Here is a 23662-nt window from a genome sequence, read left to right as displayed (position 1 = left end):
GTCGCGGAAGGTCAGAGCATCGCGGGAGGTCAGAGCGAGCCGTCGCAGCCGTCCGTGATGCCCTTCGCCGGGCTCTGGCCGGCCTTCTTGGCGGCCGCCGTCTTCTTGGGAGAAGGGCCGGCGGAGGCGGTGGCGGCGACGGGCGGCTTGGTCTCGCCCGAGTCCCGCATCGCCTTCGCCGCGATGGTGCGGATCCTCTCCCAGTCGGGATAGCCGGTGTTGATCAGCGGCGGCACGAACTGCACGCTCGTCACCTTGGCGTTCTTGACCTTCAGCGCCAGCGGCACCAGGTTCTTGAGCATCCCCCGCGGGATGTCGGTCCTGATCAGCTCCTTGGTGGCCAGCGCGATCCGGTTGAAGCGGGCCAGCACGGTCGCCGGGTCCGCCTGGGTGAGCAGCGCGCCGAGCACGCAGCGCTGGCGGCGCATGCGGGTGTAGTCGTCGCTGAACGTGCGCGAGCGGGCGTACCACATGGCGTCGGCGCCCTTGAGCTTGCGCGTGCCGGCCTTGACCAGGCCCTCGTTGTACTTGCCGAACACCACGTCCTGCTCGACGGTGATCGTGATGCCGCCGATGGCGTCGATGAGGCGGGCGAAGCCCCACATGTTGACCAGGGCGTACCAGTCGACCTTGACCCCGAGGGTGTAGCCGATCGTGTCCATCAGCACCCTGGGGCCCTGGTGCTGCTTGCCGCCGAAGATCTCCGGGTGCGCGTCGGCGTACTCCCAGACGCTGTTGAGCAGGTCGCTGCGCCCGCCGCCGGGGTCGGGCGGGAGGCGGAAGCCGTTGGGGAAGTGCTGGGCCATCGGCGTGCCGGGGCGGAAACGCACGTTCTCCAGGTTGCGCGGCAGGCTGAACAGCACGGTGTTGCCGGTCTTCACGTCGACGCTGGCCAGGTTCATGCTGTCGGTGCGCACGCCGATCCGGTTGTCGTCGGCGTCGCCGCCCAGGAGCAGGATGTTGACCCGCTGCCGCCCCGCCCACGGGTCCTCCGGCCGCTCCGCAGCGGCGGCGTCGGACGGCGGGGCGTCGGACGGGGTCTCCTGGAAGATGTCGTTGACCGTGCTCTGCAAGGTCCACACGTACTGCGTGACCACGCCGAACGGGAGCACCACGGCGACGGCGAGGAGCCCCGCCAGCGTCCCGGTGACGATCTGCCCGCCTTGTGGCAGCCGCCCCGGCCGCAGCACGATGAACGAGTGCACGATCACGGCGAACCAGGTCACGCCCAGCACGGCGGCGCTCACGATGATCGTCGTCATCCGCTCGATGAGCGTGCCCACCAGGTTATCGGTCGTCAGCGCGAACGCGACCAGCGCCAGGAGGCCGACGATGTAGCAGGAGATCAGGGCGAGGCCGGTTTTGCGCCAACCGGTGCGCAGATGGGCCGCCCCGGGCGCCAGCGCCGCCAGCGCCAGCCATCCGAGAACCGCTCCGGCGCTCGAGGGTTCCTTTGCCTGCCGCACGCCTTCCCCGTTTCCCCGAATTACCACAATAGGCCTCTTACAGAGGCGGCAGCCTACGCACCTAATACGAAATATGTCTTTATCGGAGGATGAACATCAGTAGCCGAACAGACTTCACCGAAATCGCGTACGAAGTCGCCGACCAGATCGCCACCGTCACATTGAACCGCCCGGAGCGGCTGAACGCCTTCACCTTTGCGATGCGCGGAGAGTTGATCGAGGCGTTCGACCGCGCGGACGCCGACGACGGGGTGCGCGCGGTGGTGGTCACCGGGGCGGGCCGCGCGTTCTGCGCCGGGGCGGACCTGAGCGGCGGCGGGGACACCTTCGCGCACGGCGCGGACGGCGCACGTGGCGAGCTGGTGGACGGGGTGCCGCGCGACGGCGGCGGCACGGTCGCGCTCCGGATCGCCCGCTCGCTCAAGCCGGTCATCGCCGCGATCAACGGCCCCGCCGTGGGCGTCGGGCTGACGATGACGCTGCCCATGGACGTCCGGCTGGCCTCGGCGCAGGCGCGGTTCGGGTTCGTGTTCGCGCGGCGCGGCATCGTCACCGAGGCCGCGTCGAGCTGGTTCCTGCCCAGGATCGCCGGCATCGCCCAGGCCATGGAATGGGCCGCGACCGGCCGGATCTTCCCCGCCTCCGAGGCGCTCGAAGGGCGGCTGGTCTCGCGGGTGTATCCGCCCGAGGAGCTGCTGCCGGCGGCGTACGCGCTGGCCCGCGAGATCGCCGACAACACCTCGGCCGTCTCCGTGGCCGCCATCCGCAGGCTGATGTGGTCGGGCCTGTCGTCGTCCTCGCCGTGGGAGGCGCACGCGGCCGACTCGCGCGTCATGGCCGAGCTGGGCGGCGCGCCCGACACGGTCGAGGGGGTGACGGCGTTCCTGGAGAAGCGCCCGGCGGACTTCCCGATGCGGGTGAGCGAGGATCTGCCGCCCGGTGTCCCGTCATGGCCGGACAATCCTTATGGTGTCTAGCATGTACGAGATCACCGTGCTGCAGCTGCCGGACGACTTCGAGGGCGAGGTCGTCGCGACGCTGGTCTCCAGGAAGGCGGGATCCCGCAGGGCGGTGCTCTACCTGCACGGGTTCACCGACTACTTCTTCCAGGACCACCTCGCCGACCACTACATCCAGCGCGGCATCGACTTCTACGCTCTCGACCTGCGCAAATACGGGCGTTCGTTGCTGCCGCACCAGACCAGGGGCCTGATCAGGAGCGTCACCGACTACTTCCCCGAGATCGACGAGGCCGTCCGCATCGTCAGGCAGGACCACGACGAGCTGACGATCAACGCCCACTCGACCGGCGGCCTGGTCGCCTCCCTGTGGGCCGACCGGGTCCGCGGGCGGGGGCTGGTGCAGGGGATGGTGCTCAACAGCCCGTTCTTCGACCTGAACGTGCCCGCCCCGCTGCGCATGGCGGCCGACCTGTTCAAGACGCCCCTCTCGTACACGCGGTGGGCGCTCCCGCTGGGGGTCAGCACCGTCTACGGGCAGACGCTGCACCGCAGCGAGGGCGGCGAGTGGGACTACGACCTGGAGCTCAAGCCGCTGGGCGGCTTCTCCGTGCACGCCATGTGGCTGGCCGCCATCCGCCGGGCGCAGCGGCGGCTGCAGGCGGGGCTCGCGGTGGACGTGCCGGTCCTCGTGCTGGCCTCCACCAACGGGCTGCGGGTACGCGACCTCGTCCCGGAGGCCCGCTCGGCGGACATCGTGCTCGATCCCCAGCACATCGCCCGCTGGGCCACCTCGCTCGGCCCGCACGTCACGTGCGTGCGCATCCCGGACGGCCTGCACGACCTGGTGCTGTCGGCGGAGCCGGCGCGCAAGCAGGTCTTCGCCGAGCTGGACCGCTGGATGGACGCTTATGTCTACCAGGGGAAGGAGAACAGCCCGTAGTAGGCCGCCGCCACCAGCAGCAGCCCCGTGCCGCCCAGCACGCCGGCGACGGCCACGTGCTGCCAGCGGCCGGGCCGCATGCCCTCGCGCAGCGCCGACACGAACGCCGCCACGGCCGTCACCTCCTGGATCAGCATGAGCGCCGCGAGCAGCCGCACGATGAGCCAGCCGGCCAGCACGGCCGGCCAGGCGCCCGCCTGGTTGACCGAGAACAGCACCAGCAACGTGATGAACGCGATCACCGAGGCCAGCAGGCCCACGCCCGTCCAGACCATCCGGCTGAGCCGGCGTCTGATCGGGGGCCACAGCCTGGCGTTCGTCTCGGCGGGGACCTGGGGACGGCCGCGCAGGCGTACGACCATGGCCGCGACGGGGCCCGCCACGTAGCCGACGGCGGCCAGGCAGATCGTCAGCCCGAGCATCGTGCCGCCCGCGTACCAGGGGGCGGCCGGCACGTCGCTGGCCTCGAACCGCTGCACCGGCGTGGCGCCCGCCATGTGCAGGGCGGGCCGCGCGGTGCCGGGCAGGCCGGTGATCCAGTTGGCCAGGGTCTCGAGGTAGCCCTTGGTGAAGGGGCCGCCGCTCACCCGCATGGCGTGGTCGCCGTTGGCCATGAAGCGGATCGTGTAGTCGTCGTTGCCCGCCTTGTTCATGCCCTTGACGAGCGCCTGGGTGGACTCGACGAACGGGATCGAGGGGTCGGTGGTGCCGTAGAAGGCCAGGACCGGTTGTCTGATCCCGCTTAATGCCGGCAGCGCGTCATATCTGAGGAAGTTGAAGCCGACCCCGCCCATGGCCCGGGTCAGCAGGTCGCGGGCGCCGATCGGGGCCCGCAGCCGGAGCAGCTGCTCGTTCAGCGCCCAGGCGACCTGGCGCAGCGGGGAGACGTTCGGGGACGACACCAGGATCACGAACCCCACCGCCGTGCTCTTCGCCGCGGCGATCGGCACCACCCAGCCGCCCTCGCTGACCCCCCACAGGCCGATGCGGGCCGGGTCGACCTCGGGACGCGTGCGCAGGAGCTCCACCATGCGCAGGGCGTCGTCGGCGAGCAGCGAGAAGTCCCGCTGGCGGAAGTTGTAGCCGACCGTGCGCTTGTCGAACGCGATCGTCACCACGCCCGCCTTGGCCAGGAACTCCGCCTGCGGCGTGAACTCCGTCCGCGACCCGTTGCCCGAACCCGACACGAACACCATCGCCGGGTGCCGCCCTGGGGTCACCGGCAACCGGAGTGTTCCGTCCAGGCGTTGACCCTCCGCCGAGACGGAGATCTCCTCCCTGCGGACGGGATCGACCGCCACCACCGGCCGCAGCTCGCTCGTGGGCTGCGCCGGGATCGTCTGGAAGGCTGGATCGACCTTGAGCGGCGGCGGATCGAACGCGGGCGGCAGCACGTATCCGACCGTCGCGAGAGCCACCAGCACCAGACCGGCGGCGACGCTCAAGGTGCCACGGCCAGTGCGCATCGGCCTCCCCATGTGCGTTGGTTTGCCCGCCGATCTTCTAGCCTACTCCCGGCCTGCGGGACAGATGAGGCCGCATTTGTCGGTGAGAGCTGTTAGCTTCCTGCGACATGCGGATCCTGCACACCTCAGACTGGCATCTGGGGCGCTCGTTCCATCGCGAGAGCCTGCTTTCGGCGCAGGAGGCGTTCGTCGACCACCTGGTGGAGACGGTCCGGGCGGAGCGGGTCGACGTGGTGGCGGTCGCGGGCGACGTCTACGACCGCGCGCTGCCGCCGGTCGACGCGGTCGCGCTCCTGGACTCGGCGCTCGGGCGGCTGCGCGCGGCGGGGGCGCGGGTGGTGCTGATCAGCGGCAACCACGACTCGGCGCTGCGGCTGCGCTTCGGCTCGGGCCTCTTCGAGGCCGCCGGGGTGCACGTACGCACCTCGCCCGACCTTTCCTGGGAGCCGGTGCTGATCGACGACGTGGCCTTCTACGGCATCCCCTACCTGGAGCCCGAGCTGGTCCGCCACGCCTGGGAGCTGCCCGACCGGAGCCACACGGCCGCCCTCACGTACGCGATGGACCGCGTCAGGGCCGACGCCGCCCGCCACCGCGCCTCGGTGGTGCTGTCGCACTGCTTCGTCGTCGGGGGCCGGGCCAGCGACAGCGAGCGCGACATCAGCGTGGGCGGGGTGGCCCACGTCCCGCTGTCGGCCTTCGACGGGGTGTCCTATGTCGCGCTGGGCCACCTCCACGGGCGGCAGCGCATGTCGGAGACGGTGCGTTACTCGGGGTCGCCGCTGGCGTACTCGTTCTCGGAGGTCGGCCACGTCAAGGGCTCGTGGCTGGTCACGCTCGGCTCGGGGGCCGACTTCGTGCCGGCGCCGGTGCCGAGGCCCGTGGGGCGGCTGCGGGGGGACCTGGAGGAGCTGCTGACCTCTGCCCGGCACACCCCGTACGAGGACCACTGGCTGCACGTCACCCTCACCGACGCCGTCCGCCCCAAATCGGCCATGGACCGGCTGCGCGCCCGCTTCCCCCACACCCTCGCCCTCTCCTTCGACCCGGTCGGCGCCGCGCCCGCCGCCCAGCCCGTACGGTTGAGCGGGCGGCCGGAGGCGGAGGTGGCCCTCGATTTCGTCAGGGAAGTACGCGGCGAGCCTGCCGCACGTGACGAGGAAGACCTGCTAAGACAGGCCATCGAGGCGTCGAGGGTGAAGGAGACGATGGCGTAGATGCGGCCGCACCGGCTCTCGCTGACGGCGTTCGGGTCGTTCCCGGGCACTGAGGCGGTCGACTTCGACGCGCTGGCCGAGGCGGGCCTGTTCCTGATCCAGGGGCCCACGGGGGCGGGCAAGACCACCATCCTCGACGCGCTCTGCTTCGGCCTCTACGGTCAGGTGCCCGACCCGCAGCGCAACGACGCCCGCAGCCTGCGCTGCGACCACGCCCCGCCGTCGGCCGGACCCTCGGTCACGCTGGAGGTCACCATCCGCGGGCGGTTACTCCGCATCCAGCGCTCGCCGTCCTGGCAGCGGCCCAAGCTGCGCGGGACGGGGTTCACCGAGGAGAAGCCCAAGGTCGTCGTCTCGGAGTGGCGCGGGTCGGAGTGGCAGGGCCTGACCACCCGGCTGGACGAGGCGGGCGACCTGATCGGCGGGCTGCTGGGCATGAACGCCGCCCAGTTCTGCCAGGTGGCGATGTTGCCTCAGGGCAATTTCGCCAAGTTCCTGCGGGCCGAGGGGGAGGAGCGCCGCAGGCTGCTGGAGCGGCTGTTCTCGGTCAAGGTCTTCACCCAGGCGGAGTCGTGGCTGGCCGAGCACCGCAAGCTGGCTTTCCGGGAGGCGCAGGAGCTCCGGCAGGAGGTCGACTTCGCCGTCCAGCGGGTCGAGGAGGCGGCGGGCGACGACCTGGACGAGGCCTCCGAGCCCGAGGACGATCCCCTGCGATGGGCAGGGGCGCTGCTCGACGCCGCGCGGGCCGTCGTGGGCCGGGCGGGCGAGGAGCACGAGGCGGCCGGGCAGGCCGCGCGTTCGGCGCGGCTGCGGTTCGAGCAGGCCGCCGCGCTGGCCGACCGGCAGCGCCGGCACGCCGAGGCGCTCACCATGCGCCGCACCCTTGACGAGCGGGCGGACGAACGGGCCGACCTGCAGGCCATCCTCGACGACGCGGCCAGGGCCGATCGGGTGCTGCCTCTGATCACGGCGGTCAGGCAGCGTTCGGAGGCCGCCGCCAAGGCACGCGCCCTCGCCGCCGACGCCCTCGCCCGGGCCCGCCCCCTTCTCGCCCGGCAGGCGGCCGACGCCACCGGCCACTCACCGGGCGGCTCGGCTTCGGAGGGCTCAGCTGTCGTCGGGCCCGTGCCGGGTGGGTGGCCGACGGGTGAGCCGTCGGCGGCCGAGCTGGCCGCGCTGGAGCGGGAGCGGCAGGCCGAGATCGCGCGGCTGTCGGAGCTGCTCACCGAGGAGGCCCGGCTGTCGGTGGTCCGGCGTGACCTGCTGCGCGTGGAGGAGGAGCTGGCCGAGCTGGTCGGCGCCGACGAGGCCGTCAGCGCGCGGCTGGCCGCCCTGCCCGCCCTCATCGAGCGGGCCGAGGGCAGGCTGGCCGGGGCGCGCATGGACGCCGCCAGGATCCCGGCCGCGCAGGCGGTACGCGACGCCGCCGCCCACCTGATCGAGATCGACGACGAGCTGGCCAGGCTGGCGGCCGAGCTCGACGCGCTGGCCCAGCGCGAGGCCGAGGTGTCCGCCGCCGAGGCCGAGCTGCCCGAGCGGATCGCCGACGCCGCCGCGGCCCTGGCCGACGTCCAGGCGGAGGCGGCGGCCATCCCCGCGGCGTCGGCACGGCTCGACGCCGCCAGGGCCGCGCTGGAGGCCACCCACCGCCGCGAGGCCCTCGCCGCTGAGCTGGAGGCGGCCGCCGCCGCCCACCAGGCGCTCGTGGACCACGCCCAGGCGCTCCGCGAACGCTGGCTCGACCTGCGCCAGGCGCGCATCGACGGCATGGCGGCGGAGCTGGCCCGTGACCTGTCCGACGGCCGGCCCTGCGCGGTCTGCGGCTCCGACCACCACCCCGATCCCGCCTCCCCGGTCCCCAGCGCGCCGTCGGCCGACGACGAGCACGAGGCCGAGAGCGCCCACGAAGCCGCCCTGGCCCAGCGCGAGGCCGCCGAACGCGCCCTGGCCTCCCTGGAGTCCCGGCACGCCGACGCGGTCGAGGCCACCGGGGGTCTGGACGTCGATACGGCCGAGGCGCAGGTGCTGGGGGCGGAGCAGGAGCTGGCCCGCCTCGAGGCGGTGGCCGACCGCGAGCCCGCCCTGGCCGCGGCGCTCGAACGCGTCGAGATCGAGCGCGAACGGGTCAGAGACCAGGCCAGGGAGATCGCCGAGACCCTCGCCGGCCACCGCGCCCACCACACCCACCTGGAGTCCGAACGCACCCGCCTCCTCCAGACGACCCTGCCCCCCGCGGACCCGGAATCCGCACGTCCGGACGGGCGGGGTGTGCTGGCGCGGGCCGAGCGGGAGCTGCGCAGGCTGCGCGCGTCGGCGGACGGGGAGCCGGTGCTGGCGCGGGAGGCGGCGGCGCTCGGCCGGGAACGCCTGGAGCTGGAGGAGGAGAGGCGCCGGGTCGAGGCGCGGCTGGCCGCGTACCGCACCCGTCATGAGGAGCTGAGCGGCGACGCCGGACGGCTCGGCGCCCGGCTGGACGCGGCGCGGGGCGACGATCCCACCCTGACCGCGCGCCTGTCGAGGCTGCACGACGAGGCCGGGCTGCTGCGGGAGGCCCTGGAGGCCACGCAGGCGGCGATGGCGTCCATCGACGAGCTGGGCAGGGCCCGGCGGGCCGCGGAGGAGGCGGCGGCCGAGGCCGGGTTCGCGGACGTGCCCGAGGTGGAGGCGGCGTTCCGGAGTCCCGTGGAGCGGGAGCGGCGGGCGGAGGCGCTACGGCGGCTGGACGACGAGCACGCCGCCGTCACGAGCGTCCTGGCCGACCCCGAGCTGGTCGCGGCAGCGGCCGCGCCCGCGCCCGACCTGGCCTCGATCGGGAGCGAGCGTGACCGGCTGGAGGAGGCGCACACGAGGCTGTCGAGCGCGCGCGACCGGGCCGTGGCCAGGGCGGAGCGGCTGGCCCAGCTGCACGGCGAGCTGTCCGATCGCATCGAGCGCTGGCGCCCGGCGGCCGAGCGGCACCGGCTGGCCGAGCGCATGGCGGCGCTGGCCAGCGGCACGTCCGGCGACAACCAGTGGAGCATGAGCCTGTCGTCATACGTGCTGGGGGAGCGGCTGCGGCAGGTGGTGGACGCCGCGAACGAACGGCTCGACCACATGTCGGCAGGCCGCTACCTGCTGCGTCACGACCTGCGCAAGACGGCCGGGTCCCGGGGGCGCTCCGGGGGCGGGCTGGGGCTGCGGGTGGCCGACGGGTGGACCGGCGTCGACCGCGACCCGGCCACGCTGTCCGGCGGTGAAAGCTTCATCACGTCGCTGGCGCTGGCGCTGGGGCTCGCGGACGTCGTCACGGCCGAGGCCGGGGGCACCGAGCTGGGCACGCTCTTCGTGGACGAGGGCTTCGGCACCCTCGACGAGGACACCCTCGACGGCGTGCTGGACATCCTCGACGGGCTGCGCGACGGCGGGCGGGCCGTGGGCATCGTCAGCCACGTCGCCGAGCTGCGGTCGAGGATCACGGCGCAGCTCAAGGTCACCAAGACCCGCGCCGGGTCCACCGTGTCGCTGACAGGGGTGGGCTGAGCGGCGACGGCGGAGCGATCTCGCGTAGATTGCTCGCACGAACCCCATGAAGGAGTGGACCCATGCGCGTCGTCGTCACCGGAGCCCATGGCAAGGTCGGCCGGGCGGCCGTCAAGGCGCTGGCCGAGGCCGGTCACGAGGTGACCGGCGTGGACCTCACGCGCCCGGTCTGGGAGCGGCACGAGCCCGGCGAACCCGCCTACAAGCAGGCCGAGCTGACCGACGCCGGGCAGGCGTACGCCGTGGTCCACGGGGCCGACGCGGTCGTGCACGCCGCCGCCATCCCCGACCCCACCGCCAACGCGCCGCACGTGGTCTTCCAGAACAACCTGATGGCCACGTTCAACATGATCGAGGCGGCGATCCGCCTGGGCGTCCCCCGCTTCGTGAACATCTCCAGCGAGACCGTCCCCGGCTACTTCTTCGCCGACCGGCCCTTTCTGCCCGACTACGCGCCGGTGGACGAGGAGCATCCGGCCCGGCCGCAGGACCCGTACGCGCTGTCCAAGCACTTCGGCGAGCAGCTCATGGACGCCGCGGTGCGCCGCTCCGACATCAGGTGCATCTCGCTGCGGCCGAGCTGGGTGCAGCACGAGGGCAACTACGAGCGCAACATCGGACCGCAGGTCCGCGACGCCTCCTTGATCGGCGCGGGGCTGTGGAGCTACACCGACGTGTACGACCTCGCGGACGCGATCGTCCTGGCCGTCGAGTCCGACCTGCCCGGGCACGAGGTGTTCTACATCGCCGCGCCCGACAACGCGGGCGGGCACGACTTCGCCGTCAAGCTGCGGGAGCACTACGGCGACCGGATCGAGCTGCGGCCGATCTCCCGCCCGGACTCCTCGGGCATCTCGTGCGACAAGGCCCACCGCCTGCTGGGCTGGACCCCGAAGCGGTCGTGGCGCGACTACCTGGACGAGAACGGCCGTACCCGCCAGGGGTGACGACTCAGCGTTCGAGGGAGGTGATCAGCTCCGGCAGCGTGGCCGGATCGTGGAACAGGGTGGCGCCCAGACCGGCGAGGCGGTCGCCGGGGATGAGGCCGCCGGCGAAGGCCAGGCAGCGCATGCCCGCGCGCATCGCCGCGGTCACCCCGAACGGGCTGTCCTCCACCACCACGCACCGCTCCGGCTCGGCCCCCAGCGTGGCCGCCGCGTGCAGGAACAGGTCCGGCTCCGGCTTGCCCCTGGCGACGTCCTCGGCGCTGAACACCCGCCCGTCGAACCGCCCGGCCAGCCCCACGAGCTCGAGGCTGTGGCGGATCACGCTGTGCCGGCCGTTCGAGGCCACGCAGCTCGGCACGGTGAGCCGGTCGAGCGCCTCCTCGATGCCTCGGACCGTGCGCAGCTCGGCCTTGACCGCCGCCGTGTACTCGGCTCTGAGCTGATCGCGCCAGCCCGGCGGCGTCTCGCCCACCTGCTCTTCCCAGTAGTCGTTCGTGCAGCCCACGAACCGCTCGATGTACTCCGTCTCGTCAATCGACCAGCCCAGGCGGCGCAGCGCCGCCGTGCCCACGCGTACGGAGATCGGCTCGCTGTCCACGAGCGTTCCGTCGCAGTCGAAGATGACAAGATCGACAGCCAAAACCCGTTCCCTTCAGAGGTGTCTTTCCGCTGGTGATAGCTTCTTCGTATCGCTTCACAAGACGCTATTCCGCATAGTGAGACAAATGTGACAACGTCCCCCCAAATCGCCGCACCCAGCCGGTCAAGGATCGCGGCCGCCAGCCTCATCGGCACGGCGATCGAATTCTATGATTTCTACATTTATGGCACCGCGGCGGCCCTGGTGCTCAACACCGCCTTCTTCCCCGGCATGGACCCGGTGGCGGGCAACCTGGCGGCGTTCTCGACCTTCGCGGTGGCGTTCCTGTCGCGCCCGCTCGGCTCGGCCCTGTTCGGGCACTGGGGCGACCGGGTCGGCCGCAAGTCCATGCTCGTGGTGTCGCTGCTGGTGATGGGGCTCTCCACGGTCGCCATCGGGCTGCTGCCCGGCTACGCGGCCATCGGCGTGATCGCGCCCGTGCTGCTGGTGCTGCTGAGGTTCACGCAGGGCATCGGGCTCGGGGGCGAATGGGGCGGCGCGGCGCTGCTGGCCACCGAGCACGCGCCGCCCGGCAGGCGCGGGCTGTACGCGATGTTCCCGCAGCTCGGCCCGTCGGCCGGGTTCATCGTCGCGAACGGGCTGTTCCTCGTGCTGGGGGAGACGCTCAGCGATGAGCAGTTCGGGGCGTGGGGGTGGCGGCTGCCGTTCGTGGCGAGCCTGCTGCTGGTGATCGTCGGCTTGTACGTACGGCTCAAGATCTCCGAGACGCCGGTCTTCCAGGCGGCCATGGACCAGCGCCGGATCGCCAAGGTGCCGATCGTGGCCCTCCTGCGGCAGCAGTGGCGGCGCGTGCTCCTCGGCGCCGGCGCCATGACCGTCGCCTACACGCTCTTCTACACCGCCACCACCTACTGCCTGGCGTACGGCACCACCGCGCTCAAGATCCCGAAGACCACCATGCTCGGCCTGACCATGGTCGGGGTCGTGTTCATGGCCGCGGGCACGGTGGTCTCCGCGATGGTCTCCGACCGCCTGGGCCGCCGCCGCACCCTGCTCACCGGGACGGGCGTGGCCGTCGTGTGGGGGCTGGTGATGTTCCCGCTGATGGAGACCAGGTCCGTGTTCCTGGTGGGCGTGGCGCTGGCGGGGGCGCTCGGCCTGATGGGGCTGGTCTTCGGGCCGATGGGCGCGTACCTGCCGGAGCTCTTCAAGACCCAGTACCGCTACAGCGGCGCCTCGGTGGCCTACAGCCTGGGCGGCGTGCTCGGCGGCGCGGTGCCCCCGCTGGTCGCCACGAGCCTGCAGGCCGGCGGGGTGGGCGTGATGGGCGTCGGCGCGTACGTCTCGGCGATGGCCCTGCTGAGCCTGCTCTGCCTGCTCGCCCTCCCCGAGACGGGCGAGGACAGCCTCCAGTAGTGCTTTGTCAGGTCGGCGCGTCGTGGGCAGTGAGCGCTGCGGCAGCCAAGGCGACGGCTATGCCGGCGGCGGTTCCGGGCGGCCGTTGGCGACCCAGGTGGGGTGGAAGCGGCGGAAGATGATGCTCATGTTCTTGTCGCTGCCCGAACTGTTCTGCTCGCCCCACTCGATGGCCGCGCCGACCTGATTGTCGGCGGTCTGCAGCATGCTGGAGTAGCCCCCTTCGACCCCGTTCACGTTCGGCCTGCCGTCCCGTCCCTTCGGCTGGGGCGCGGGAAAGTCGCCGAGCAGGCGGGTGTACGGCCAGCCGACGCCGTCGTCGTAGCTCATCCAGACGCGCATGGGGGTCCGGCTTCGGGAGCCGCTGCCCGGGTGGGGGCCGAGGAACAGGATCCGGTTCGGCGACCCGGCGAAGCGCAGCGTCGAGGCCTGGCAGTCGGGATCGGGCAGGACACGGCCGTCCGGCTCGAGGTGATCGGCGTAGCCGGAGAAGCCGCCGTCGAGGGTGCCGGTGGCGACCAGCCGCTTGAGCAGCGGCGGATCGCCGGCGTTGGCGAACCTGGCACGATCGTTGCGATACAGGTCGCCGCTGAACCGCTGCAGGATCGTGGCCTCGTCGGTCTTGGTGACGTCGGTGTTCGTCAACTCCTGGTAGTGCCAGTCAGTATCCCCTGGCCGCTTGTAGATGTTGCGCCACTTGGCCGGGATGACCAGCGTTCCGTCGGTCATCTTGATGCCGGCGCCGGGGCCGATCGAGTCGTTGAACCATCTCCTGTTCAACGGATCGCTCGGGTCCTTGTGCGGTTTGAGCGTGTCGGTCTTGTCGGTGAGGGTCCAGCCGCCGGTGGGCAGGCCGTTGGCGTCGGTGGCTGACGAGGCCACCCACACCGCGCGGTCGTCCCAGCTGTCGAAGTCGCCGACGCTCGTCCAACTGGCCGCCATCCGGTTGAAGAACAGGTAGACGGTCTGCCCGTCGAAGACCGCGGTGGGGTTGCCGACGGCGTCCGGCCACCCGGTGGCCACCGCCTTGATCCCGGACCAGGTGCCGGGTTTGCCGGAGTCCCTGGAGGTCTTGTAGATGAGGTCGATGTTGCCGTAGTCGTCGTTGTCGCCGACCCGGCCTTCGGCGAAGGCGATGACCGTGTTCCCCTTGGTACGGATCACGGCCGGCGCGCGGAAGGAGTGGTAGTCGACCCGGTAGGCGCCGTTGACGTAGGCCTCGTTGCCTCCGTCGAAGAGCACTTCCGCGGAGGGCGTGGACGCCGCATCGGCCGGAGTCGCTACGAGGAGGCTCGCGGCGACCAGCGCGATGGCCGCGAGCGATCGGACACATAAAGGTCTCACCGTGCGAAAAGTACAACTATCTGTTGACCGTGGGAAACCCGGGACAGAAGAGGCCAACAACCAGGTGTGCGGCGCGGCAGTACTCCCGCACGCTCGGAAAGATGGCCGAACTGCCGGGTCGGGGTGTGAGCTCGCCGTTCGTCTTCCTGCGCGTGCGCCCGGCTAGGGGTTGTCGTAGCCGGGGAACAGCAGGGACAGCTCCCGCGGGTACGCGGCGATCAGGCGCAGCTCGTCGTCCGTGAGCGGGCGGCCGGTCATGGCGTTGCAGAGCTGCACCAGCCGGAACGCCAGGTCCTCCTCGCGGACCTCCACGCCCAGCCCGTCCATGACGTGCCGGAAGCCGGCCTTGCCGCCGTACTCGCCGGTCAGCACCACCCGGCCGTCCCGCGCGTGCCAGTCCTGCGGGAACGGGCCCAGCGTGGCCTCGTCGTACAGCTCGTAGTTGCCGTGGTCCTTGAGCGCGCCGTCGGCGTGGATGCCGCTCTCGTGCGCGAACGCGTTGCGTCCCACCCCGACCTGGTTGTACGGCAGCGGCTGCCCGAACGCGTAACCGGCCCACAGGCCGAACCTGCGCGCCCATGACAGGTCGAGGGCGTCGCCGATCTCCGCGTCGAGCCCGAAGCCGTGCTGGAAGGCCAGGATGGTCGAGAGCAGGTCGGCGTTGCCGGAGCGCTCGCCGATACCGTTCACGCACGTGTTGATCCACGCGTCCTGGCCGACGTCGAGGTCGCCGAGGGCGCCCGAGACGGAGTTGGCCACGGCCATGCCCAGGTCGTTGTGGCAGTGGGTCTCGACCGGCATCGCGGTGGCGGCGGCCAGCTTGGCGAGGCGCTCGCGGATCCTGTCGGGCGTGTCGCCGCCGATCGTGTCGCAGTAACGCACCCGGTCGGCGCCCGCCTCCTTGGCCGCCAGCGCGAACTCCAGCAGGAACCCGTCGTCCGTCCTCGAACCGTCCTCGGCGTTGACCCCCACGGTCTCGGCGCCCGCGGCCTTGGCCATGCGCACCGCGGCCGTCATCTCCCTGACGATCGCGCCCCTGTCCAGCCGTCCCCGGAACTTGTTCTGGATCATGTAGTCGGACGTCGAGATGGACAGGTTGTAGTGCCTGAGCCCGAGCGGGGCCGCCTTCTCGACGTCCTGCGGCACACCCCGGCACCAGCCCGACAGCCGCAACCCGCCGAACGCCCCCGCCTCGGCCAGCGCCACCTGCGCCTTGACGTACGGGACCTCGTGGAACAGGAAGGGGAACCCGATCTCGGACTGCGCCACGCCGAGCTTGGCCAGATAGAAGTTGACCATGGTCTTGCCGAACTTCGACAGGCCGGTGCGCGCGGTCTGCACGCCGTCCCGGTTGGTCACATCGAGGAAGTGAACTTTTGGCATGCCTTCACGTTGACATGCTCTTTCAACGTGTATCAATATTGATTTTCATCAACCATCCTGTTGAGGGGGACTCGTCGGCGTGGAGTGGATCGACGCGGCCACGGCGTCCGAGCGTCTCGGCGTCAAACCGGCCACTTTGTACGCGTACGTGAGCCGGGGGGTGCTGCAGCGGCGGCACAGCGAGGACGGGCGGCGCAGCCTCTTCTCGGCGGAGGAGATCGAGCGCCTCGCCCGCCGCGGCCGTCCCCGGAGCCAGCCGCCGGAGCTCGTCATCGAGTCGGCCATCACGGCCCTGGGCGTGGACCGGCCCCACTACCGGGGCCTCGACGCGCTGGGGCTGGCGCTCACCAGCGACTTCGAAACGGTCGCCGCCTGGCTCTGGACCGCCGACCCCTCCCTCTGGCACCCCTCACACCCGCCCACTCCGCCCACCACACCGGCGGACCCACGCCCGTCTGCCACCCCCGCCCGCCAAAGGGATCCGCGCTCGTCCGCAGCCCCCGCCCACCAAAGGGACCCGCACCCGTCCGCCACGTCGGCGGACGCACCTCCGCCTGCCCGCCAAGGGCACCCGCACCCCTCCGCCGCCCAAGGGGACCCGCGTCCGTCCGATCACCAAGGGGACCCGCGTCGCGTGGCGGAACCTGCCGCCTCCGGCCCTCATGCGGCCCCCCACCCCACCACAGGGCCGAGCGCCCAAGGGGTGCGGATCCGATGGTCGGAGCCGTGGCGGTGCGAGGACGATGCGCTGCGGGCGGCCGTGACCGCCCAGCGCGGCCTCCCCGACGACCTCCTGCCCCTCGACCGGCTGCAGGTGATCACCACGGTCCTGGGCGCCTCCGACTCCCTGCGCTACCAGCTCGACCCCGCCTCCGTAGCCGCGACCGGCCGCCGCATGATCGCGGGCCTGGTCGACGCGCTCCCTCAGCTCAGCGAGCCCCAAGGCGACTCGATCGCCGAGCGGCTCTGGTCCCGCCTGTGCCCCCACCCCGCCACCCCCGGTCTCCTGAACGCCGTCCAGGCCGCCCTGGTCCTGCTCGCCGACCATGAGCTCGCCGCCTCCACCCTGGCCGCCAGGGTCGCCGCCTCCGCCAAGGCCGACCCGTACGCCGTCGTGCTGACCGGGCTCGGCGTGCTGGGCGGCCCGCTGCACGGCGGCGCGTCGTACGGCGCCGAACGCCTGCTCGCCGAGGTCGCCGAGCCGCACCAGGCCGCCCGGGCGATCGCCGAACGGGTACGCCGAGGCGAGCGCATCCCCGGCTTCGGCCACAGCGTCTACAAGAACGGCGACGCGCGCGGCGCCCTCCTGCTCGACCTGGTCAAGGAGGCGGCGCCGGGGCATGACCGGATCGCCGCTGGGACGGCTGTCCTGGAGGAGATGCGCAGGCGCCGCCTCCCGGAGCGCAACGTCGACTTCGCCCTCGCCAACCTCACCGCCGTCAGCGGCATGGTGAGCGGCGCGGGCGAGGCCATCTTCGCGGTGGCCAGGGCGGCGGGGTGGCTGGCGCACGCGATGGAGGAGTACGACCGAGGCACCCTCCTCCGCCTGCGCGCCTCCTACACGGGCCCACCCGTCAAATGACCGCCTCGGGCCCGCCCGTCAGGTGGGCCCTCACAGGGCCGCCCGTCAGGTGGGCCCTCACAGGGCCGCCCGTCAGGTGGGCCCTCACAGGGCCGCCCGTCAGGTGGGTATCCATCGGGCCCGCCCGTCAGGTGAGCGCCCCAGGGCCGCCCGTCAAGTAGCGACCCTCAGGGCCGGCCGTCAAGTGAGCGCCGCCGTCGTCCTGTCGACGTAGGCGGCCAGGGCGCGCACCCGGTCGGCGTGCTGGTCGTGCCCGACGATCACCGGCGGCTCGTTGTACGGCATCGCGTCCGACGACCGCCGCAGCTTGATGTACTGTCCGCAGGCGTCGATCGCGTACGGCTCCATGTCGTCCTGCAGCGCCCCGATCACCGTGATCCCGTACGTCTCCCCGATCCGCCTGAACAGCGCGACCGCCTCCCTGCGGTGCTCCTTGCCCAGGTTGCGGCCCAGTTCGTCGAGCACCAGGCACAGGTGACCGCCCCCGGACGAGGCGATGGCCGCCGCGCACACCAGCTTGACGGCCTTCTCGTCCATGAGCGCGGTGTTGGCCCGCCGGTTGTACGGCACGAACCCCTGTCCCTCGCCGCGCCGCCACTTCGGCGTCACCCGCCACTGCCAGCGCTGCTCGGGATCGGCCGGCGCGGGCGGCACCGGGAACTCCAGCGTCGCCCCGTAACCCCCGTACGACGTGTCGAGCTTCTCGAACTCCTCGGCCACCCTCGTGAGCCGCGCCTTGATCGCCGCCGTCAGCGCCGCCCGGTGCACGGCCGTCGACTGCGCCGCCTCCTCGGCTCCCCTGGCCGCCGCCGACAGGTCGCGCTGCCGGGTGACGACCTGCGCCTCGATCTGGCGGCGCTGGTGCCGTTCGTACTCCTCCTGGCCCCGCAGGTAGGAGGCCAGCGCCCCGCACACCGCCGCGAACGTCGCCTGCTCCCGCGCCGTGCTCCCGCCCCGCTCGCTCAGCAGGAACCGCAGCTCCTCGGGAATCTCCGCGTCCTCCTCCGGGAACGTGTCCCGCAAGGCCTGGTCGAAGTGGCGTTCGGCGACCCGCCACCACTCCTCGGCCGCACGTGGCCGCTCCTCCTCGGGCAGCGCGTTCAGCCATTCGCGGGCCGTCTCGACCGTGCCGCCCCAGTCGGCGGCCAGCGCGTCGAGCTTGAGCGCCTCGCGTTCGGCGCCGACCTTGGTCTCCTGGTCGCGTGCCTGCGTTCGCTCGGCCTCGTGCCGGTGCCGCCGCCCCTCCAGGCGTTCGATCTCCATGTCCCTGGTCCGGGCCCGGAAGTCCAGCGCACCGGCCTGCCGCTCGGCCTCGGCCACCTTCGGCGCCAGCTCCCCGATCGCCGCGTTCAGCTCGGTCAGCCTGGCCCGCCGCTCGCCCAGCTTCTCCTCCAGCTCGGCCAGGCGCACCCCGGCCCTGGCCCCTTCCAGCCGACGCTGCGCCTCCGCGACGTCCTCTTCTCCGTCACGTACGGCCTGCGCCGCCGTCTCCTGGACGTCCTTGGCCCGGTTGAGCCGCAGCTCGGCGGCCTTGATCCGAGCCTCCCGCCCGGTCGCCACCCCGTCGAACGCCCCCACGACGCTCACCCCGGCCGAGCTGACCAGCACGGACCCGGGCAACTCGGCCAGGGCGGCAGCAGCGGCGTCGAGCTGCGCGGCATCCACGATCACCGCATGCTCGTTCGGCCACCCCCGCAAATCCCCCAACGCGACCCCGGCCAACCGTCCACCGGTACCACTCACCGCGCCGTCGCCGGGCGCCTTCCCGTAGCGTGCCTTGAGGGCGGCGCCGAGCGCGTCGCCATCGCCCGACCCAGCAGCAGCCCCGGTCGCCCCAGCAGCAGCCTCGGTCGCCCCAGCGGCGGCCGAGGTCGTTCCGGGGGCGGCCGAGGTCGCTCCGGTCGTCCCGCGTAGTGCCCGGCCTCCGCCGGCGGACTGTGCCGGGGGCGTGTGAGCGGCGTCGCGGGCCTGTTCGGCCACGTCCAGCGCGTCCAGCAGGCCGGTCGCGCCGATGCCCGCCGCCGCCAGCGTGTTGAGCTGGGCCGCCGCCGGACCGCCCTCGGCGTCGTCCAGCGCCGCCTGCGCCGAGGACACCTCCTGGTCGGCCACCCCGAGCGCCTTGAGCGCCTCGTTCAGCCGCAGCCGGACGTCCCGCAGCTCCCGCTCGGCCGTGGGCACGTCACGCCCGTCCGCGAACCTACGCGTCTCCTCCAACGCCGGGATCAGACCGCGCAGCTCGTCGGCGGAGTTCTCGGCCACCGCGCGGTCGGCGTCCAGCTTGGCCGCCCGCGCCTGCTGCGCCGCCAGCTCCTTGCGGGCCTGCGAGACCTGCCTGTCGAGGGTGTCCTCCCGCAGCGTGCCGATCTCCGCCTTGACCATGGCGATCGCCTCGGCCGCCGCCTCACCGGCCGCGTGGTGCCGTTCCAGGTCGGCGGCCAGCGCCTCGTCCTTGCCCGCCGCGTCGGCCAGCTTGCGCGCCTGCCTGCCGCGCCAGCACCGCAGCGCGTCCGCCAGCCGGATCCTCGCCTGATCACGCCGGTCGAACGTGGTCACCAGCGCCTTCGACTCCGTCTCGAACTCCGCCAGCCGTTCGGCCGCCTGCGCGGCGCGCACCCGCTTGGCGTGCTCGTCGCGGCGGGCCTCCCGCTCCTGCTCCAACTCGGCGTCGAGGCCGGTGAGGGCCGCGATGGCCTCGAAGACGCGTTCGGGCGAGATCTCGTTGAGCGGCTGGGAGAGCAGGTTCGTGGCCACTTTGCTGCGTACGGAGGTGGACAGGAACGACACACACCTGACCCGGTCGCCGTAGAGCACCTTGGTGAGGTCGCGCGCCACCACGTCGCGCCGCCCGGCCGACTTCGGCAGCGTCGCCCAGATCTCGTCGGCGCGTGCCACCCGCTCGGCCTCGGACGGGGAAGCCGCCAGATGCACCCCTTCCCGCCACCGGATCTCCAGGTGCGGCGCCTCCTGGTTGACCTTGAGCCACACGGTGATTGCCCCGCCCGAGGTGTCGGGCACCTCGAACAGCTCACCGCTCAGCTCATCCCCGGCCAGCTGACTCTCGAGCGCGAACTCGCCACCCCCTGAAACGGCTGCGTCACCCGTGGCCGCTCCGTCGCCTGCCGCACCGGTCGGGGTCGCGCCACCCTGGGTTGTGGTGCCGGCTCGGGCGCGGTCCGACGAGTCACCGTCCTCCGCACCAGCCGGAACGGCGCCCGCCGCCTCTGCCGCGTCGTAAGGGGCGAAGCCGTCCATGCCGGGCGGGCCGAAGACGCCCACGATGTAGCCGTGGTCGGCGCTCGCCCACTGGCGGGATCCGGCGCCGCTGGCCAGCTCGGCGTTGAAGAGCAGCTCCGACACCGCCTTGGCGCCCGAGGCGAAGCGCCACTGCTCGTCCCCGAGCAACGCCGTGATCGAGGCGATGAACGATGACTTGCCCGCGCCGTTGGAGTCCTTGGGCCCGGCGCCCGCCACGACGATGAGCGTGCCGGGGACGGTGGGCACCGGATGGGTCGAGAGCCGCGAAATGTTGACCGCCTGCACAGCGATCAGCACCCGGTCTCCGACGACGTTCTCCACCTGCGACACCTGTTACCCCCGTAGTCCTTCCATCAGTCATGACGCTGAATCCGTGTGCCGTCGCGGTCACTTCGCCGATCTTCGGGCTCGTACGGCGGCCGCCAGCGGCGTGTTGGGCCCGGCCGCCAGGATCAGCTCCTCCTGCAACCGCCGCCGGGCCGCCGGAGTGAGCCGGTGGAACTGCGGCCCCGGCACGTAACCGCCCGCCTCCTCACCGGCCTTGACCTGCCCTATCAGCCCCGCGTGCCGCAACGCCCGCAGCGCCGCCTCCAGCTCGCCGATCGGCAGCTGGGTGTGGCGGCGCAGCTCGTCCGCCGGCGTGGGGTGCGGCGACAACCACGAGTCCTCGGGCAACAGCCCTTCGGCCCTCGGGATGGCGACGGAGTGCACCAGGACGAGCGTCAGCACGGCCCGCTCGCTCACCCCCAGCCGCGGGCCCGCCGGGACAGCGGACCGAACGCCGGGAGCCACCGCCCGCGCGGCCACCGGATCGCCACCGCCCGCCCGAACGCCACCCTCGCCCGCCTCCCCGGCCGCGCCCGCCTCTCCGGAGATGGCCGCGCCCGCCTCCCCGACGACGGCCGCGCCCGCTTCTCCGGGGATGGCCGTGCCTGCGGGACTCTCCGCCGGAGCCGAGCCGGCACCGGCAGAAGCACCGTGCGCGGCTCCGCCCGGGACCTCGTGCGCGACCTCGCGCCGGGCCCCACGTGGGGTCGCGTGCGTCGCCTCGGGCGGGACCTCCTGCGTGGCTTCGCGCCCGCCGTCGGCCGTGGTCGTGCTTGACGGCTCGTGCGTGTCCTTGTGCGGGGCCTCGGTTGCGGATGTCGTGAGGGTGGCGGCTCGGGTGTCGTCGTAGCCGGAGGTCCAGCGGTCGCGGTGCTGGATCAGCGTACGGCCGCGCCTGGCCAGCATCTCGCTCACCGTATGGCGCAGCGCCGGGTCGCGCAGGGCGGCGAAGCGGACCTCCTGCACCGGCTCGGCGGCGTGCTCCACCACCATGAACGCCGCCACCAGCTCCGCCCGCCGCCGCTCGTCATAAGCCCCCAGCAGGTCGTCGAACTCCGCGGACCCGCCCTCGACCCGCCCCCCGAGCCCCGCGTCCGGGTCGGGGACGGGTTCGGCCGGGTGGGCGGCGGCCACGATGTCGGCGTCGCCGACCACGGTGAGCTCGGGGCGTTCGGGCTCGGGCAGGCGGCGGACCAGCTCCTGCAACTGCGCGTGCGACTCGACCGGCCACAGCGCACAGCGCGGGCCGAGGGTGACCACGCCGTCGTCCACGACGACCCACGCCGAGTCGTGCAGGCGCCGCATCGCGCCGATCGCCCAGTTGCGCATCAGGTCGTCGGTGCGGCCGATCAGCGCCCGGTACGTGTCGAGCACCAGCTCCACGGGCGCGGGCTCGCCCGGCCACGGGTCCACGGACAGGTCGGTCCAGCAGCACTTGAGCACCGCCGCCAGCACCCGCCTGGTCTCGCCGGACCGCTCCACCGGAACGGGCGACACCTGGTACTCCTCCAGCAGCGACGGCGTCACCCCGTCGGGCCACACCGGCAGAGCCTGCCCGGTGGAGTCGGGCCGCGTCAGCCGCGCCATGCCCGGCGGCGCGGACTCCCCGGCCGCCAGCCACAGCGGCCCACCCGAGCGCACCCGCACATGCGCGGTGGGCCCGTCAAGGGCACCCGCCCGAGCCCGCGACCTCGCGACGCCCTTCGAACGAGCCCCCGCACGGGCGCCGTCATGCCCGCGCGCCGACGTGCCCGCCTTCGTGGTGGGTGGCGCCTCCGGAGTGTGCGGCGTCTCCAGAGCGTGCGGCGCCTCCGAGGGGTGCGGCGTCTCCGGGGTATGCGGGGCCGGTTGGTCAGCGGGCCTGGGCTCGGTCCGTACGGCCGGGGTGTCGCCCGCCGAGAGCGCAGGAGCGTCCGGCGCGGCCGCATCCGGACGGCCGGCCTCCGGGTGGGTGGGGTTCGGGGTGGGCATCAGGTGCGCTCCAAGTAGCCCTGGGAGAGCCAGGCCGGCTCGCGGTCCGGATCGATCGAGATCCCGTCGGACCACGCCAGCCGGTAAGGCAGCTCAGGCCGCAGGTCCACGGTCGTCAGGTCGGCCAGCACGCGTCGCGCCGAGGGCCAGTCGGAGCCCAGCACGTCGGCCAGCGCCACCCGCGGGGCGCCGCCCAGCAGCGACTCCGCCACCTCCCGCAGCCGCTCCATGGCCGCGCTGAGCGAGGTGTCGAGCGAGTCGCCGGGACCGGGGTCGGGGAGGTTGGAGCGCGGGGGAGTGGGCTGGGCGGGAGCGGGGCGCGGGGCCTCGTCCACGGCGCGGGCGATGGCGGCCGGATCGTGCCACGGCGCGGGCACGTCGAACACGAACCCGTCGAGCACCGCCGCCAGCTGCTCCCGCGACGCGGTCTGCGAGAACGTGCGCCACGTCTCGGTGGGCAGCAACGTCAGGTTGCGGGTGGTGCCCGCCGAGTCGGCCAGGCGTCCGGCGGCGCGGCGGGAGGCGTCGCTGTAGGCGTAGATGGCCGCCCGCAGGTCGGTGCAGACCCGGTCGAGCTCCGGCCATCGGGTCAGGATGGTGCCGTGCAGCCCCTGCGCGCGCCGGGCGATCTCCTCGGTGCCCCACAGCTTGGGCGCCTGCTCGCGCAACTCCTCGATGGTGCCCGTGGTGAGCGTGATCAGCTCCAGTGCCCACAGCCGGAACGCCCGCGCCAGGTTGACCGCGCTCTGCCTGGCCTCCTCCATCGTCGTGCGGGGGTCGGCGACATTGAGGTCTTCGAGCGCCAGCAGCCGGTGCATCTCCGACTGCCCGCCGTCGGACATCATCCGCCGGATGAACATCAGCCCGACCACGCTCGTGAACGAGGCCCGGTAACGCAGCTGGTTGGGCTTGGGGAACACCTCGCGGATGGCCCCGAGCCCCTTGAGCACCCGCAGCCGGTTGTCGAACTGGTCGCCCGGATAGGCCCGGCACACGAAGCGCATCTGCTCGTGCGTCATCCACTCCTCGCCCGCCTCCGCGAACGCCGAGAACAGCGTCTCGGCGATGTCGACCAGGGCAGGGTCGTCGACGACCGCGCCGCTGTCGCGCGCCAGCGCGGCGAACATCCGGCGGTAGGTCGACAGGACCGCCTCGTCGGTGAGGACGGCGTCGAGGGTCAGGGGCTGTTCGGACACGGGCACTAAGGTACGGCTTCGCGCCGACAGTCTCGGCACACCACAACCACCTCACGAGCCCTACCAGCCG

General features: G+C 72.7%; 15 protein-coding genes. 7 read left to right on the top strand and 8 right to left on the bottom strand.

All coding sequences use genetic code 11. The features are described from left to right. Positions 1 to 29 precede the first annotated feature (29 nt). Complete coding sequence (locus tag AB0J87_RS14830; RefSeq protein ID WP_363965519.1) at positions 30 to 1466, bottom strand: LCP family protein; 1437 nt, start codon at positions 1464 to 1466, stop codon at positions 30 to 32. An 89-nt stretch (positions 1467 to 1555) separates the two neighbouring features. Between AB0J87_RS14830 and AB0J87_RS14825 the strand changes: the two genes are divergently transcribed. Together AB0J87_RS14825 and AB0J87_RS14820 are read left to right on the top strand one after the other, a co-directional pair. Next, the gene (locus tag AB0J87_RS14825) at positions 1556 to 2443 is read left to right on the top strand and encodes a crotonase/enoyl-CoA hydratase family protein (protein ID WP_363965517.1); all 888 of its coding nucleotides are present in this window, start codon (positions 1556 to 1558) and stop codon (positions 2441 to 2443) included. Between the two features lies 1 nt (position 2444). Further along, the gene (locus tag AB0J87_RS14820; protein WP_363965515.1) at positions 2445 to 3368 is read left to right on the top strand and encodes an alpha/beta hydrolase; all 924 of its coding nucleotides are present in this window, start codon (positions 2445 to 2447) and stop codon (positions 3366 to 3368) included. Here the strand turns inward: AB0J87_RS14820 and AB0J87_RS14815 are convergent. After that, on the bottom strand, positions 3341 to 4834 hold the full coding sequence (locus AB0J87_RS14815) for a prolyl oligopeptidase family serine peptidase (RefSeq protein WP_363965513.1): 1494 nt from the start codon (positions 4832 to 4834) through the stop codon (positions 3341 to 3343). The two genes, AB0J87_RS14820 and AB0J87_RS14815, sit on opposite strands and share 28 nt — an antisense overlap. Before the next feature lie 107 nt (positions 4835 to 4941). Between AB0J87_RS14815 and AB0J87_RS14810 the strand changes: the two genes are divergently transcribed. The 3 genes from AB0J87_RS14810 (at position 4942) to AB0J87_RS14800 (ending at position 10517) form a co-directional block, all read left to right on the top strand. Beyond that, positions 4942 to 6051 (top strand): exonuclease SbcCD subunit D, encoded by a 1110-nt coding sequence (locus tag AB0J87_RS14810; protein ID WP_363965511.1) that lies wholly within the window; start codon positions 4942 to 4944, stop codon positions 6049 to 6051. Beyond that, entirely contained in the window at positions 6052 to 9570 is a 3519-nt protein-coding gene (locus AB0J87_RS14805) for an AAA family ATPase (RefSeq protein WP_363965509.1), read from the top strand. 62 nt (positions 9571 to 9632) lie between these two features. Continuing rightward, entirely contained in the window at positions 9633 to 10517 is an 885-nt protein-coding gene (locus AB0J87_RS14800) for an NAD(P)-dependent oxidoreductase (RefSeq protein WP_363965507.1), read from the top strand. Positions 10518 to 10521: 4 nt separating this feature from the next. Here AB0J87_RS14800 and AB0J87_RS14795 read toward each other — a convergent pair whose 3' ends face one another. Then, positions 10522 to 11157: an HAD family hydrolase gene (locus tag AB0J87_RS14795; protein ID WP_350722345.1), complete on the bottom strand. Its 636-nt coding sequence runs from the start codon at positions 11155 to 11157 to the stop codon at positions 10522 to 10524. A gap of 87 nt (positions 11158 to 11244) precedes the next feature. On the opposite strand from AB0J87_RS14795, the gene AB0J87_RS14790 reads away from it, so the two are divergent. Next, positions 11245 to 12534, top strand: coding sequence for an MFS transporter (locus tag AB0J87_RS14790; protein WP_363965504.1), 1290 nt, complete (start codon positions 11245 to 11247; stop codon positions 12532 to 12534). Between the two features lie 57 nt (positions 12535 to 12591). On the opposite strand, the gene AB0J87_RS14785 is transcribed toward AB0J87_RS14790, so the two are convergent. Together AB0J87_RS14785 and AB0J87_RS14780 are read right to left on the bottom strand one after the other, a co-directional pair. Next, positions 12592 to 13878, bottom strand: a complete 1287-nt coding sequence (locus AB0J87_RS14785; RefSeq protein ID WP_363965502.1) for a sialidase family protein — start codon at positions 13876 to 13878, stop codon at positions 12592 to 12594. Between the two features lie 162 nt (positions 13879 to 14040). Beyond that, on the bottom strand, positions 14041 to 15261 hold the full coding sequence (locus tag AB0J87_RS14780; protein ID WP_363965500.1) for a hypothetical protein: 1221 nt from the start codon (positions 15259 to 15261) through the stop codon (positions 14041 to 14043). 79 nt (positions 15262 to 15340) lie between these two features. Here AB0J87_RS14780 and AB0J87_RS14775 point away from each other — a divergent pair, with 79 nt between their 5' ends. Continuing rightward, a complete protein-coding gene (locus AB0J87_RS14775) occupies positions 15341 to 16843 on the top strand; it encodes a citrate/2-methylcitrate synthase (protein ID WP_363965498.1) in 1503 nt (500 codons plus the stop codon). Positions 16844 to 17023: 180 nt separating this feature from the next. Here the strand turns inward: AB0J87_RS14775 and AB0J87_RS14770 are convergent, their stop codons facing one another. The 3 genes from AB0J87_RS14770 to AB0J87_RS14760 form a co-directional block, all read right to left on the bottom strand. Then, positions 17024 to 20419, bottom strand: a complete 3396-nt coding sequence (locus AB0J87_RS14770; protein ID WP_363965496.1) for a chromosome partitioning protein ParA — start codon at positions 20417 to 20419, stop codon at positions 17024 to 17026. Positions 20420 to 20485: 66 nt separating this feature from the next. Then, positions 20486 to 22396: a hypothetical protein gene (locus tag AB0J87_RS14765; protein WP_363965494.1), complete on the bottom strand. Its 1911-nt coding sequence runs from the start codon at positions 22394 to 22396 to the stop codon at positions 20486 to 20488. Further along, positions 22396 to 23592, bottom strand: a complete 1197-nt coding sequence (locus AB0J87_RS14760) for a hypothetical protein (protein ID WP_363965492.1) — start codon at positions 23590 to 23592, stop codon at positions 22396 to 22398. Before AB0J87_RS14760 ends, AB0J87_RS14765 begins: the two co-directional genes overlap by 1 nt. Between the last annotated feature and the right edge of the window lie 70 nt (positions 23593 to 23662).

It is taken from the genome of Nonomuraea sp. NPDC049625, assembly GCF_040675285.1.
GTDB classification, from domain to species: Bacteria; Actinomycetota; Actinomycetes; order Streptosporangiales; family Streptosporangiaceae; genus Nonomuraea; species Nonomuraea angiospora_A.
The sequence above is the reverse complement of the archived record's forward strand: the minus strand, read 5'-3'. Positions and strand labels throughout refer to the sequence as shown.